Origin of the sequence: Dyadobacter psychrophilus (genome assembly GCF_900167945.1) — a bacterium.
GTDB classification, from domain to species: Bacteria; Bacteroidota; Bacteroidia; order Cytophagales; family Spirosomataceae; genus Dyadobacter; species Dyadobacter psychrophilus.
Window position 1 is genome coordinate 18,365 of record NZ_FUZA01000010.1, and the last position, 13,085, is coordinate 31,449.

Annotated in this window: 16 protein-coding genes; 5 read left to right on the forward strand and 11 right to left on the reverse strand. The window is 43.2% G+C overall.

Features of this window, described 5'->3' with window-relative positions; translation table 11 throughout:
- The first annotated feature begins 108 nt into the window (after nt 1-108).
- On the forward strand, nt 109-273 hold the full coding sequence (locus tag B5X68_RS29015) for a hypothetical protein (RefSeq protein WP_170916724.1): 165 nt from the start codon (nt 109-111) through the stop codon (nt 271-273).
- Here the strand turns inward: B5X68_RS29015 and B5X68_RS25525 are convergent.
- From B5X68_RS25525 to B5X68_RS25535, 3 genes are all read right to left on the reverse strand, one after another.
- Nucleotides 245-859, reverse strand: coding sequence for an IMPACT family protein (locus B5X68_RS25525; protein WP_082217606.1), 615 nt, complete (start codon nt 857-859; stop codon nt 245-247). The two genes, B5X68_RS29015 and B5X68_RS25525, sit on opposite strands and share 29 nt — an antisense overlap.
- Nucleotides 849-2,036: an MFS transporter gene (locus B5X68_RS25530; protein WP_082217607.1), complete on the reverse strand. Its 1,188-nt coding sequence runs from the start codon at nt 2,034-2,036 to the stop codon at nt 849-851. The genes B5X68_RS25525 and B5X68_RS25530 overlap by 11 nt, the downstream gene beginning before the upstream one ends.
- Before the next feature lie 206 nt (nt 2,037-2,242).
- Entirely contained in the window at nt 2,243-2,686 is a 444-nt protein-coding gene (locus tag B5X68_RS25535) for a DUF6934 family protein (protein WP_082217608.1), read from the reverse strand.
- A 102-nt stretch (nt 2,687-2,788) separates the two neighbouring features.
- Between B5X68_RS25535 and corA the strand changes: the two genes are divergently transcribed.
- Nucleotides 2,789-3,733 carry a magnesium/cobalt transporter CorA gene (gene corA, locus B5X68_RS25540; RefSeq protein ID WP_082217609.1) on the forward strand — a complete coding sequence of 315 codons (945 nt, stop codon included), beginning with the start codon at nt 2,789-2,791 and terminating at the stop codon, nt 3,731-3,733.
- A gap of 3 nt (nt 3,734-3,736) precedes the next feature.
- On the opposite strand, the gene B5X68_RS25545 is transcribed toward corA, so the two are convergent.
- Both B5X68_RS25545 and B5X68_RS25550 read right to left on the reverse strand, forming a co-directional pair.
- On the reverse strand, nt 3,737-4,564 hold the full coding sequence (locus B5X68_RS25545; protein ID WP_082217610.1) for an FkbM family methyltransferase: 828 nt from the start codon (nt 4,562-4,564) through the stop codon (nt 3,737-3,739).
- Between the two features lie 95 nt (nt 4,565-4,659).
- On the reverse strand, nt 4,660-5,544 hold the full coding sequence (locus B5X68_RS25550; RefSeq protein ID WP_082217611.1) for a glycosyl transferase: 885 nt from the start codon (nt 5,542-5,544) through the stop codon (nt 4,660-4,662).
- Nucleotides 5,545-5,750: 206 nt separating this feature from the next.
- Here B5X68_RS25550 and B5X68_RS25555 point away from each other — a divergent pair, with 206 nt between their 5' ends.
- A complete protein-coding gene (locus tag B5X68_RS25555) occupies nt 5,751-6,746 on the forward strand; it encodes a ribonucleoside-diphosphate reductase small subunit (RefSeq protein WP_082217612.1) in 996 nt (331 codons plus the stop codon).
- Here B5X68_RS25555 and B5X68_RS25560 read toward each other — a convergent pair.
- Entirely contained in the window at nt 6,743-7,198 is a 456-nt protein-coding gene (locus B5X68_RS25560) for a regulatory protein RecX (protein ID WP_082217613.1), read from the reverse strand. The two genes, B5X68_RS25555 and B5X68_RS25560, sit on opposite strands and share 4 nt — an antisense overlap.
- 119 nt (nt 7,199-7,317) lie before the next feature.
- Between B5X68_RS25560 and B5X68_RS25565 the strand changes: the two genes are divergently transcribed.
- Nucleotides 7,318-8,133: a metallophosphoesterase family protein gene (locus tag B5X68_RS25565; RefSeq protein WP_082217614.1), complete on the forward strand. Its 816-nt coding sequence runs from the start codon at nt 7,318-7,320 to the stop codon at nt 8,131-8,133.
- 1 nt (nt 8,134) lies between these two features.
- Here B5X68_RS25565 and B5X68_RS25570 read toward each other — a convergent pair whose 3' ends face one another.
- The 5 genes from B5X68_RS25570 to tyrS form a co-directional block, all read right to left on the reverse strand.
- Nucleotides 8,135-8,581 (reverse strand): type II toxin-antitoxin system VapC family toxin, encoded by a 447-nt coding sequence (locus B5X68_RS25570; RefSeq protein WP_229208564.1) that lies wholly within the window; start codon nt 8,579-8,581, stop codon nt 8,135-8,137.
- Nucleotides 8,544-8,777: a hypothetical protein gene (locus B5X68_RS25575; RefSeq protein ID WP_082217616.1), complete on the reverse strand. Its 234-nt coding sequence runs from the start codon at nt 8,775-8,777 to the stop codon at nt 8,544-8,546. Before B5X68_RS25575 ends, B5X68_RS25570 begins: the two co-directional genes overlap by 38 nt.
- Before the next feature lie 389 nt (nt 8,778-9,166).
- Entirely contained in the window at nt 9,167-9,436 is a 270-nt protein-coding gene (locus B5X68_RS25580) for a hypothetical protein (RefSeq protein WP_082217617.1), read from the reverse strand.
- Nucleotides 9,437-9,499: 63 nt separating this feature from the next.
- Nucleotides 9,500-9,709 carry a hypothetical protein gene (locus B5X68_RS25585; RefSeq protein ID WP_082217618.1) on the reverse strand — a complete coding sequence of 70 codons (210 nt, stop codon included), beginning with the start codon at nt 9,707-9,709 and terminating at the stop codon, nt 9,500-9,502.
- 175 nt (nt 9,710-9,884) lie between these two features.
- Nucleotides 9,885-11,180 (reverse strand): tyrosine--tRNA ligase, encoded by a 1,296-nt coding sequence (gene tyrS / locus B5X68_RS25590; protein ID WP_082217716.1) that lies wholly within the window; start codon nt 11,178-11,180, stop codon nt 9,885-9,887.
- 125 nt (nt 11,181-11,305) lie between these two features.
- Between tyrS and B5X68_RS25595 the strand changes: the two genes are divergently transcribed.
- A complete protein-coding gene (locus tag B5X68_RS25595; RefSeq protein ID WP_082217619.1) occupies nt 11,306-13,078 on the forward strand; it encodes a discoidin domain-containing protein in 1,773 nt (590 codons plus the stop codon).
- Nucleotides 13,079-13,085 lie beyond the last annotated feature (7 nt).

Consider the following 13,085-nt stretch of genomic DNA (forward strand, 5'->3'; position numbering starts at 1 on the left):
CCGGCTGCTAAAATAGATAATAAGTAATGTTGCCTGCGTGTTCTTTATTATTTTAGCAAAAATTTGCTGCCAAAGGTGCGTCAAATTCTTATTTCAAATGTGAAGATCATGAAAATCAACAACGAAAGCGAATACGAAAAGGCCTCTGAAAGGGCGGATGAAATCTTTGGTGCGAAAAAAGGCACACCGGAAGAACAGGAGTTGAAAGAGCTGTTAAAAGCGATCAAAGATTATGAAGACGATTTTATCCGGATGTTAAAAGAGAATGACTAAGTCCCTCAATCTGCTCACAGCGAGCGATAAACCTTTCCGTGGTAGCCACACGAACTTCTGTAACCAACCGACATTCCATTTCAAAAACCTGCTCTCTCACAGGCAGTTCCATTTCCTTCACAATCCGCATGACATCATTCATTTGCGGATAGGAAAAATTGAGCTGATATAAATTGTAAAAATGCCGGGTAACAACTTCTGACTGGTTCAAAGCATCCTCCGTCGCCAGTTTATATGCATTAATCAAGCCCGGAACACCCAATAATGTCCCTCCGAAATAACGAACGACCACAACGAGAATGTTCGTTACATTCTTTGAGTACAATGTGTTTAAAATCGGTCTGCCCGCAGTTCCCGAGGGTTCGCCATCATCGCTCATCCGGTAACTCATCCTATCCGCGCCAAGCCGGTAAGCATAACAATGATGCACGGCTTTGGGATGCAGCTCCCGCAATGTTGCGAGGTGCGTTTTTGCATCCGTTTCACCTTCGATTGGAAAGCTATAAGCCAGAAACTTGCTGCCCTTATCTTTGAAAAACCCTTCCGCTGGACCGGTGACGGTTTGGTAACTATCGTCAAATAACACGGGCGCGGCGTTTTTTAAGTTGATAAATCAAGACAGTATAAATCAATGCAGCCAATGCAAAACCAGCCATGACGAAGAAAACCAACGGCAGATTCCCGCGCTGATTTGCAAAAAGCTCAGCCGATAAAAACGCGCCTAACCCAATGCCTGCTTCCAGAGAAATAAACATTGTGGCAATCGACCGCCCACGGTTATCATCCCGACTCAAATCCACCGTCCACGCAGAAAGCACCGGAGACAAAATCCCCATCGACATCCCGAAGAATGCAGCGCCGGCAAAAAACATCGGAACAGAATTAGCATAGCCTGTTAAAATCATCGCAATGATAAGCACAATGCAACCAGCAATGGTCACAGGAATCCGTCCATGCCGATCAGAAATCTTTCCAGCAAAAAGCCTGATCAAAATCGAGAAAATTGTGAAAAACATGAAGTAAAAACCACGATTTTGCAGTCCCAGATAACCGCTAAAATCGGGCGTAACCGTCGCCACAGCGCCGTAACCAAAATAACAAAGGAATGTCACAAGCGCAGGACTGAATACGGCAGGTTCAAAAATATCGCGTCTGGTAATTTGAAATGCATTCCAGGAAAGTCGCTCTTTCTTAACGAGCGTTTCTTTCATATTCAATAAGATCGCAATGGACAGAAATGCAAATAACGAAGACGTGTAAAACAATGCATTCAGTGAAAATGCCTCGCTAATCATGCTCCCCACCGCCGGCCCGAACGCTGAACCAACGCCCATACACATGCCATGCACGCCCATTGCCTCCCCGCGCCTATCGGCAGGAACAATGTCCGCAACGTAAGCCGAAGTTCCGGTTGGTTTGAAGCCGGTTGAAAAGCCGTGCACCAACCTGAGAAGCAGGAAAGGCATTACTGTTGTGAAAATCGGATATAAAAATCCGCAAACAAAGCAGACAATCGAGCCGAAGGCCATCACAGGAACACGGCCAATCCGGTCGGTTAAGCGACCACTGAATGGACGGGAAAGACCGGCTGTTAATGTGAATAGACCAATGATCGCGCCTTTATATTCAGCGCCGCCCATCTCCGAAAGATATCCCGGAAGCTCGGGAATGAGCATATTGAAGCTGGAAGAAAAAAGAAACGAACTGAGGCCAAGTAACCAGAATTGCGTTGTGAAGATACTTGGAGAACTTGTACTTTGCATTACACAAAAGTACGACGATCCTATAAAATATAGATCGCAAATCTCAAAAGTTCGTGAACGTCAGGTTCAGGGTTTCTTTTTTAGCTTGCTTAAAGTCTCCCTAGCCATTTCCATTTTTTTGATGACAAATGGATCATTTGCATGGCTTTTAATGGTATCATCGATTGTCACCTTGGACCGGTCAACTGTATATTTCGACGTTGTCTTCATTTGTATGATTTTAAACTTAGAATGAAAGCATTATAGTTTCGTGTCAATTGGAACACTTCCCTTTCATCACCAAATACTCCTTCAATGACATAATCATCCTGCCATTGCTCCCGCTCTTTGGCGATTATAATTTGATAAAGTCGGCTTCTAGCTGGTGTGCTTCCCTGAAAGAACAGTTTTTTGTCGGGATATATTTCAAAGAAATTGAAAATGGTTTGAATAACTGTTGCCAAAACCAAATTCATGTCATTGTTATTACTGACAGACAAGTCATCATACATTCCATTTTCACCCAAGTCACCCAAAGCGAGATTGTACAGTTCGTCTTCGATAAGAACAAATTCAACTACTTTGTTGATTCGCTTGTGTGCAGACTCACTTTCAAATGTAAAGCGCAGGAAGTCCTTCGACGCCCGGAAGGGGTAAAAGTTGTGTTTCAAAATAGTGTGTGATTGAGTATTGAATTAGTCTGCAAGTTAACTTAAATCTGCATTTTTGGAAATCGGTTTTTGTGGTTGCTTCTTTTTTCCCAATTTTAAAAAATGGTACGCATATTTTATAAAGAAGGTCGGCTGATCAAGCGCGAGAATGATATTCGCGAGCTTGGGAAAGTTAAAAATCTGGTTTGGGTTGATTTGCAATCGCCGAGTGCGGAGGAAGAGGAATGGGTGGAGAATAAATGCAACATCAGCTTTCAGACGCCGCAGGAAATCGTTGAAATTGAGAGCAGTTCGCGGTTTTTTGAACAAAATGATACGATTAATGCCAACTCCAACTTCCTGAAAATTGATCGGCATGGCTACGAAACCTATCCCGTTTCATTCATTTTATACCAAAATGTGCTTTTCACGTATCGCCGTGGGGATTCCAAAACTTTTGCCGATACGGTTAAAAAGATGAAAGTCAGCCCCGAAGGCATTCAGAGCGGTGTGGATTTTATGCTGTTACTGCTCGAAACGCGCATTGAAGCCGATGCAGATTCGCTCGAAGGCATTTCCCGTGATATTTCTGCGATTAGTAAAGATCTTACCCGAGAACAAAAAGCCCGTCAGGAAGTGCTGATCCGTATTAGTGGATTGCAGGAAATTACGATGATGTTGCGGGAAACGAGCATTGACAAGCAACGCGTTTTGTCAGGAATTTTAAGAAGTCAGTATTTTCCGGAGGACAGGAAGGAACATTTGCGAATTATTCTCAAAGACATCAGCTCGCTATTGGAATACACCACTTTCAATTTCGAACGCCTTGAATATCTGCAAAATACATTCATGGGTTTGATCAACATTGAACAAAGCCAGGTGATCAAAATTTTCACGGTGGTGACCATCATTTTCATGCCGCCAACGCTTATTGCGGGGATTTTTGGTATGAATTACAACCACATTCCTTCAACGGCCGAACCATGGGGATTCTGGGTTTCGCTGCTATTGATGTTGCTATCTTCGCTGGTTGTACTCTGGTTTTTCCGCCGAAAACGCTGGATTTAGCCGCTATTCAGTAGGAATGGCGTAGAAGTTGAAGGTTTTCCACTTGTTCATATCACGTGGGCCTTCAATTTTGATAATCTTTGCGTGTTCGTTGAAATCGGAGAAGTAATGTAATGTGTAGCCAAATTCGGAAACAATGTGATACAATTCGGCGCGCTCTTCTGTGGTTGCTTTTGGAAAACACTCAGCCACAAGCACTGGTTTAAATTGCCTGATCAAGTTGCTAATCGACCTAATCACTTCCATATCAGCGCCTTCTACGTCCACTTTAATAAACGAAAGCTTTGATAAAAGAGACGTGTAGTTGGATTTCAAAAACTTTTCGAGATTAATGCCCTTGATTTTTTCTGGAAGTTGGAACGCGCCCTGGTCTTCAACAATTTCGTTCGAAATGCCCCCATTGCCGAATGACGCTTCCGATGAGCTGTAAAAAAACTCACCGTCTTCTTTCGTTATCGCGTAAGGCAGCGGGATAATGTTGGTTTTATCAACATTTAATGCAACATTTTTTTCCAGGATTTTGAAAACGTGCGGATTAGGATCAAAACCGATAGTTGTGCCTGTTTTTCCAGTTGCCAGCGCCATAGGCACGGTCGTGTCGCCAATATTGGTTCCAATGTCAATACAAAGACTTCCTTTTGGGATAAATTTTTTGAAAAAATTGACTTCTTCCTGCGTAATGACTTTTGGATTAACCAATGGATTTTTCCAGTTTGCAAATGATATTTCACCTTCTTCCGCCAGTAAAAATTTATCCGTTTTATGGGGATATTCCTGAAACTGGCGACGGGCTTTTTTACGAGCCAATGAATTTTTAAAATACTCAAACATGCAACAGAAAGAATTTTGTGAGTAACTGAAATTACAATATTAAGTATTAAAACGCTAAATTTTGTTATCCCATTACACGGATTTGCACATTTGCGTCACAATAGGCGGTAATTTCTGAATTCAAAAAGACGCCTTCCCGTGCGTTTTTCATACCAGTAAAGCAGCGCATCCTTCAACTTGAATTTCTTTTTGGAAGTGTCCAAATCCACCTTCCAGCTCTGCCGTGCGATCCGGTTTTCCATCACCGAAGGGTGCGATCCTTTGAAATGGGTTAGCGAGTCAAATTCTTCATAATTGAAAAAATCTTCCGATTCGAGGATCTTTTCCCAAGCCTCTCCTTCATTCCAGAAACGGCTCACATTTTTCATCTTGGTTTTCATCTGCGCCGGACTTTTCACCCAGCCATAATGATAAACCGCCGCACCGGAATGCATGACATTCAATTTTTGATTCCCCCGACGAAATCCCTGTGCATCGCGATAAGCCGAAATGGGTTCACCTTTCGGATTTTGCTCATTCCTTATAATGCGGATTTCACGTCTGTACCACTTTCTGCTGTCGCCGATATAATCATAGGTGCCATAAAAATGCACATAATCAAACAGCAATCCTTCCACCCGTTCGTCGTCAAGATGTTCCTTGCATGAGTCAATAATTGTTTTGTGATATTTTTCATGCACAGCCTCATCGCCCTGAATGTAAAACGCCCAATCAGAATCGGACGAAATCTGTTTCAAAGCCTTATCCGTTTCCACAGCGAGCACTTTCCCACCTTCCCGCAAAGACATGTCCCACTCCGATTCCACAATCCTGATTTTTTCCGAAGGAATGGATCTGATCAGCCCCAATGTACCGTCATCGCTATGCCCCACACTCACTAGCATTTCATCCACAACGGGCAAAATGGACGTTATTGCCTCCACGATCGGGTAATCATTTATAATTGCATTCCTGATAATTGTAAAGCCGGAAATCTTCAATGTAAGCGAAATTTAAAGTAATGTGAGCGTGACAAAGTTAGCTTATTCGTCCTAAGAATATTCGCCCGATTAGAATTGAATTTGATCAGTTTCTCCTTGAATTTCCGGGGCAAAGCGTGTAGATTTGTTTTCTCCAGCCCTGCAAATCCGGCCAGGGCAAATCAAAAAATTATACATCTGGTCCCCGTTAAAATTTTTAAATACTTATGTCACAAGAACTTACCAGGCAGGAACCCCTGTTAGTTGAAGATCCTTTGCGGTTTGTGCTATTTCCAATCAAACATTCCGATATCTGGGAAATGTACAAACGCCATGAAGCATCTTTCTGGACGGCTGAGGAGATCGATCTTTCTCAGGATATGAAAGACTGGGAGAACCTGAACGACGGTGAAAGGCATTTTATCTCGCACGTGCTTGCATTTTTTGCGGCGTCGGACGGGATTGTAAATGAAAACCTGGCTGTCAACTTTCTGAGCGAAGTGCAATATGCAGAAGCGAAGTGCTTTTACGGCTTCCAGATTGCGATGGAGAACATTCACTCCGAAACTTATTCGCTGCTGATCGATACATACATTAAAGATCCGTCTGAAAAAGACCATCTGCTACGCGCCATCGACACGATTCCTTGCGTTCAGAAAAAAGCGGAATGGGCGTTAAAATGGATCAACAGCCCGGTGTTTGCAGAAAGGATCATTGCGTTCGCAGCTGTGGAAGGAATTTTCTTCTCAGGATCATTCTGCTCCATTTTCTGGCTCAAAAAACGCGGCTTAATGCCCGGACTTTCTTTCTCGAACGAGCTTATCTCCCGCGACGAAGGTTTACACTGTGAATTCGCATGTTTGCTTTATACAAGACACATTGTGAACCAGTTACCGCAAGAACGGGTGGTTGAAATTATGATGGATGCAGTTACAATTGAAAAAGAATTTGTAAGCGAAGCATTACCAGTGTCCCTAATCGGCATGAATGCTGACCTGATGAATCAATACATCGAATACATCGCCGATTTCTGGCTGGAAAGATTGGGCTGCGAAAAGCAATTCGGCTCCGCTAACCCATTCGATTTCATGGAGTTAATATCCCTTCCAGGAAAAACCAACTTTTTCGAAAAACGCGTTGGAGAATATCAGAAAGCTGGCGTGATGAGCGGCGTGAAGGATAAAGATTCAGGACATAAGATCTCGTTTGACTCTGATTTTTAATCCAGCTTTTCAAGCTCTTGCCAAACCAATTCGCTCTCATAACCTTTGGCTAAGGCGAATCTGGCTAGTTTTTGTTTTAATTTAAAGGGATCCGCTTCTGTCTTCGACAGGAGCGTTTTCTTTTTTGTAAGCAGCGTTCTCAGCCCCTCCACATAAGCCTTATCCTCGATCTCCCCCATTCCCTTTTCAATGCTATATTGACTCAGCCCACGCCGGTTAAGCTCCTGCCTGATCTTCATCCGGCCCCAATTTTTGATCCGGAACTTTCCACCAGCATAAGTTTTCGCAAAGCGTTCTTCGCTCACATAATTCATGGAAATCAGCTCTGCAATGAGCTCGTCGGCCTCTTCGCCCCATACATTCCACTTTTTCAGGCGCTGGCGCACTTCATCTTGCGTTCTTTCCTGATAAGCACAATAGGAAGCAGCTTTTTGCAGGATTAGGCGATCCATGAATTGATTTTTATATTAAATATTCTTAACAAGGTGCAAGAATAAAGAAAATATCATTCGCGAATAACTATTTTTGGAATAATAAAAACACCCCGAACGCTCCAAACCTGAACGATCTGATGACATTCAAACGCCGCTCTTTTCTCAAACTTTTACCCGCATTGCCAGGCCTTTCATTCATATCAAAACCAGCAGAAAACAATGTTCCCGCAAGAATTACCATGCGGTTCATCGTTGCTTCCGATGGACATTACGGCCAGCCAAACACCGATTTCAAACAATTCCACACGGATTTGATCAGCTGGGTAAATCGAGAAAAAATGCAGAAAGGCGTTGATTTACTTTTCTTCAACGGCGACCTCATCCACGACGACCCGACATTGTTATATGATTTCAAAAACACGATCAGCAACCTCAGCGTGCCGTTTTATGTAAGCCGCGGCAATCACGATAAAGTTGGTTTGGACGTGTGGCAGAGCACTTGGGGTTATCCTACAAATCACAGTTTTGCGAAAGGCGAATACGCATTCATCATCGGCGACACGTCCAACGAAAAAGGTGAATACGTGTGCCCGGACGCAACTTGGCTAAAAAACGAAATCGCCAAACACAAAGACAAAAAAGGCATTTTCGTATTCCTGCACATCACCCCCGCCAAATGGACCGTGAACGGAATCGAATGCAAAGAAGTCATCGACCTCTTCGAAAACACCCCCAACATCAAAGCCATCTTCAACGGCCACGACCACGACCAGGACAGCACCAAAATCTACGGCAAAAAACCCTACTTCTTCGACGGCCACTTCGGCGGCAATTGGGGAACGACTTATAAAGGTTACCGGATTGTGGAGATTTACGAGGACAGCACTTGGCAGTCCTATCAGTATAACCCGACGGCTGCGCCGGTTTTGAATAGTTTTACTGGGAAATCCTGATCTAATTATCAATCCAATTTTGAAGTTGAATACCCGGCATATTTACAAAGTGTCGGGTATTTCGCGTTACAAGGATCAAGTTGTGAACAATAGCAGTGCATCCAATTAATATATCAAAATCGTCAATGGGCCTTCCCATTCTTCGGAGGTTGGTTTTCTGTCTCGCGTATTCGTGTAGAACATTGCCAATCTGCAAAATCCGGCCTGTAAAAATTCGCTGGAAACTTTCAAACTGCTGCCAGTTTAAATGACGACGATGCACAGCGCTGTTTTCAACTCCAAATAACAACTCTGCAATATTTACCTCGGATAGAAAGCACGATTCAATTCCGACTTCGCCAATTTTTTGTTTGATACCAAAATCACTTTTGAGCGCATGAATACAAATATTAGTGTCCAGCAAAAACTGATTAAAGTTCAACATCTCGTGAGCTGGATCTTCTCGCACCGTAAATCATCGCATTGAGCTCATCACCAGTTTCATCGCCTTCCCAAGATAGCTGGTTGAGCAATTTCAGCTGTTCCTCTTTGCTAAGTAAGTTTTGATGCGACTCTCTAAATGGAACACCCAAGTTTTTCGCCAGATCCTTGATTTGACCAAATTCGGCATCGTCTTTTGTTTCTATCGTGATCGTGTGTAGCATAGATTTATTTTAAGTTGACAATACGCAAACAACTGACTGGCATTATAAATTCGCCTACATAGATGTGCTAACCATGCTTCAATTTAACATTTTGATTGAGCATATCCATATAGAATGAACGATCGGCGCAACTTGTCTTTTTTTCGGTAAAATTTCGTCGTCGTGAAAAACGCCGGAAAACTTGTTTTGACAAAATCTAACAAATCAGGAGGCTCCATCCGGAGTCGAAAAATCGCATTACACAAAGTCTAGAAACAGGAAGTTCCTCCAGAACATTTACGAAGCAAGAATCCCAGAGGGATTCCCTGTTTCTAGAAGCATAATCGAGTTGGATTTTGGCTCCGGAGGAGCCTCCTAGCGTATTCAAATTACGAAGAAATGATATTGATTTACCATTTAACCGTCGTCTCGCCTAATTTGGTAATCAATGTCACAACGCGCAGCTGTTTTGCGATGTGCACGCGCATTTCAGATGTTACATTATCTGATTCTTCCGAAAACAAAAGAGTTTCCACCAGCGTGTTTAGCGAGTTAACTATTTCAACACTGCTATCTCTGCGGAAAAACGCCTTAACGGTTTCATGTTGCTGAATCAGCAGTTGGGCCTCTGCTTCCGTAAAAGACCGTTGTTCATTTCTTAAGTTAGATTTGATAAACATCCCTTATAGTGGTTAGAGTTAATATTATGTATGAAAATCTTACAAAAGCCGGACAAAAATTTTTTACTTTTTATAAGTCACTGAAATATTCACATCAAAACCATAGCGCTCCAAAATAGAAATCATACGTTTTTGAGATATGCCTTGTTTAAACGTAAAACTTCGCCAGGCACTTACCAATTCGCCTTTTTTCTCTTCCGGCGAAAGATTTTTGTAAACGTGTTCCAAAAACCAGGCAAAAGCCTCCTCTATTGAATTAAACGATTTTGACATCCAAAAGTAAAGTTTTTGTAAGAAAATCCTACAAGCATTTTAAGATTAATTTTCAAATCTAGAAAAAGGACCCTTAAAATCTATAGTAAAAAGGAGGCTCCTACCGGAGCCCCAAACAAATTCATTTTTTTTTCTATAAACAGGTTATTCCTCCGAAATTGTCTTCAAGCGCAAACTAAACAACCCTTACCAAATGATTCTTCTTCCCTTTCGAAATCAACAAAAACCGGTCTTGCAGCAAACTAAAATCACTCAAAGCTTGCTCTGCAGAAGTGACTTTTACCTTATTAACACTCACCGCATTTTGCTGAATGGCTCTTCTAGCCTCACCTTTTGATGCATAAATTTCGGATTTTGTAACTGTTGAAATTAAATCTGTAATGTTGGCCGTTTCGCTCCATTCGGCCTTTGTGATCTCTGTTTGCGGCACGCCGGCGAAGATTGTGTCGAATTCGTCGGCTTCGATGCTTTGCAAAGTTTCTAATGTTGCTTTGCCGAATAACACTTCTGATGCTTTCAAAACGGTTTGATATGCGCGTTCGGAGTGGATGCGGATTGTGAGTTCGGATGCCAATGCTTTTTGCATGATGCGCAAATGGGGCTCGGCGGCGTGGCTGGTTTCCAAGGCTTCGATTTCTTCTTTGTTTTTGAAAGAAAAAACCCGCAGATAACGCGGTAAATCCTCATCGGCTTGGTTGAGCCAGAATTGGTAAAACTCGTAAGGCGACGTTTTTTCAGCATCGAGCCAAATGTTTCCGCCTTCGCTTTTGCCGAATTTCGAACCGTCAGATTTTGTTAAAAGTGGCGTTGTTAATGCGTATGCTTTGAAATAGCCTTCTTCGTCGCCTTCCTTGCGGCGGATGATTTCAGTTCCGGTTGTAATGTTGCCCCATTGATCGGAGCCGCCCATTTGCAAACGGATATTCTTGTTTTTGTATAAATGATAAAAATCGTAGCCTTGCAGCAATTGGTAAGAAAACTCTGTGAATGAGATTCCTGTCTCCAAACGCTTCTTAACTGAATCTTTTGACATCATGTAATTGACGCTCAAAAACTTACCAGCCTCTCGAAGGAATTGAAGAAAGCCAATGTCTTTAAACCAATCGTAATTATTCACCATTTCGGCTGAATTCTCTCCGCAGTCAAAATCAAGGAATTGTTCCAATTGCTTGCGGATGCCTTCCTGATTTATGCGCAATGTATCTTCGTCTAAAAACGACCGTTCCGATGCCTTAAATGACGGATCACCGATCATTCCCGTTGCGCCGCCGATCAATGCAAATGGCTTATGGCCAGCACGTTGAAAGTGAACCAAAAGCATGATCGTAGCCAGGTTACCAATGTGCAACGACGAGGCCGTTGGGTCGAAACCGATATAGCCAGCCGTCATTTCCTTTTTCAGTTGCTCATGCGTTCCGGGCATCATATCATGAAGCATTCCGCGCCAGCGCAGTTCTTCAACAAAATCAATCGTCATTATGAATGGTGTTTCTTATTTCAAAATCGAAGCGCAAAGGTAAACGTTATCGGTTTACCGGGAAAGTGCCTATTTTAGCATGATTAAAAGATTTTCCTGCATTCAAACCTCACATACTAATGATCAGAAACATTTTACAAGCTATTTTCTGCGCATTCATTGTCCTCGTTTTCCAGCCTGCGGTTGCACAAACGACCTATTGCAATCCGATGGACATTGATTACAAATACAATTTTGAGCAGTTGAATGAGAAAATAAGTTACCGTTCCGGCGCGGATCCGGTGATCATTAACCACAAAGTTTCAGGAAAAGGGAGTGATTATTACATGTTTGTGACGATTCAGGGCGGTTACTGGCATTCCAAGGATATGATCAACTGGAAATATTTGACTGCAAACCGCTGGCCTTTCGAGGATATGTGTGCTCCGGCGGCTGTTTCTGTTCGTGACACGCTTTTTTTGTTCCAATCCACTTTCGAATCACGTCCAATCCTTTATTCCGTTGCGCCGGAGAAGGGCATTTGGGAATTTTATAATCGTTGGACACCGCGCTTGCCAAAGGATATTGGGCCGTGGGATCCAGCCATTTACCACGATCCGGATACGGACAGATGGTTTATGTATTGGGGTTCATCGAATGTATATCCGATTTTCGGCGCCGAGCTGGATCATAGTAAAAAGCTGGCTTTCAAGGATCAGTACAAGGCTATGTTTTGGTTAAATCAATACGAGCACGGCTGGGAACGCTTCGGCCCAAACCATTCCGATCCCTTTAAACCATTCACCGAAGGCGCCTGGATGACCAAGCATAATGGTAAATATTACCTGCAATACGGCGCTCCTGGCACGGAATACAATGTTTACGCCAATGGCACTTACGTCGGCGACGACCCGCTCGGGCCGTTCACTTATACGCCTTACAATCCGGTTTCCTACAAGCCAGGCGGCTTCGCGACCGGGGCAGGGCATGGGAATACATTTCAGGATAATTATGGCAATTACTGGAACACCGGAACGTCCTGGATCGGCTACAATTGGGGCATGGAAAGAAGGATTGTGAGATATGCAGCCGGTTTCGACAAAGACGGTCAAATGTTCGCCAACACCCGGTTCGGCGACTTTCCGCACAAAATGACGACGCAAAAATGGAAAGGAAAAGGCGACGAACTGTTCACAGGCTGGATGCTGCTTTCCTACAAAAAACCGGTTACGGCATCGTCCGTCATGGACACCATGTCCGCCGCAAAAATCACAGACGAAAATCCAAGAACATTCTGGGTCGCCAAACAAAACAAACCTGGCGAAACGTTGACCATTGATCTGCAAAAAGAGCAGGAAATTAAGGCAGTCCAGGTAAATTATTCAGATTACAAATCGGACATTTTCGACAACAAGCCGGAAGTCGTTTACACACAATTCAAGATCCTGACTTCGAATGATGGCAAGAAATGGGACGTTGTAAGCGACCTAACGCAGGAGCCAAAACGCGACCGGCCGTGCGCCTACATTGAGCTGGCCAAACCGGTAAAAGCACGCTATGTGCGCTATGAGCATATATATGTTGCTTCACCCAATCTGGCGATCAGCGAATTCCGTGTTTTTGGAAATGGGTTTGGAAAAGCGCCTGAAACGCCTGCAAACTTCTCAGTGATTCGCCAAAAAGACACTAGAAATGCAGACTTGAAATGGGAAAAAGTGCCGAGAGTGATTGGCTATAACGTGCTTTGGGGAATCGCACCGGATAAATTGTATCAGACTTATCAGTTTTGGAATGATGAGCCTAATGCATTTGAGCTGAGAGCTTTAAATGTGGGTGTGCCATATTACTTTGGTATTGAGGCGTTTAATGAGAATGGCGTTTCAAAAATGAGTGAGGTTGTTGGGGTGAAGTGATTTTGAG

What these genes read in the sequence shown, in the direction of transcription:
- B5X68_RS29015 (WP_170916724.1), top strand. Translation starts at nt 109, where the DNA reads ATGAAAATCAACAACGAAAGCGAATACGAAAAGGCCTCTGAAAGGGCG.
- B5X68_RS25530 (WP_082217607.1), bottom strand. Translation starts at nt 2,036, where the DNA reads ATGCAAAGTACAAGTTCTCCAAGTATCTTCACAACGCAATTCTGGTTA.
- corA (WP_082217609.1), top strand. Translation starts at nt 2,789, where the DNA reads ATGGTACGCATATTTTATAAAGAAGGTCGGCTGATCAAGCGCGAGAAT.
- B5X68_RS25545 (WP_082217610.1), bottom strand. Translation starts at nt 4,564, where the DNA reads ATGTTTGAGTATTTTAAAAATTCATTGGCTCGTAAAAAAGCCCGTCGC.
- B5X68_RS25555 (WP_082217612.1), top strand. Translation starts at nt 5,751, where the DNA reads ATGTCACAAGAACTTACCAGGCAGGAACCCCTGTTAGTTGAAGATCCT.
- B5X68_RS25560 (WP_082217613.1), bottom strand. Translation starts at nt 7,198, where the DNA reads ATGGATCGCCTAATCCTGCAAAAAGCTGCTTCCTATTGTGCTTATCAG.
- B5X68_RS25565 (WP_082217614.1), top strand. Translation starts at nt 7,318, where the DNA reads ATGACATTCAAACGCCGCTCTTTTCTCAAACTTTTACCCGCATTGCCA.
- B5X68_RS25575 (WP_082217616.1), bottom strand. Translation starts at nt 8,777, where the DNA reads ATGCTACACACGATCACGATAGAAACAAAAGACGATGCCGAATTTGGT.
- B5X68_RS25580 (WP_082217617.1), bottom strand. Translation starts at nt 9,436, where the DNA reads ATGTTTATCAAATCTAACTTAAGAAATGAACAACGGTCTTTTACGGAA.
- B5X68_RS25585 (WP_082217618.1), bottom strand. Translation starts at nt 9,709, where the DNA reads ATGTCAAAATCGTTTAATTCAATAGAGGAGGCTTTTGCCTGGTTTTTG.
- B5X68_RS25595 (WP_082217619.1), top strand. Translation starts at nt 11,306, where the DNA reads ATGATCAGAAACATTTTACAAGCTATTTTCTGCGCATTCATTGTCCTC.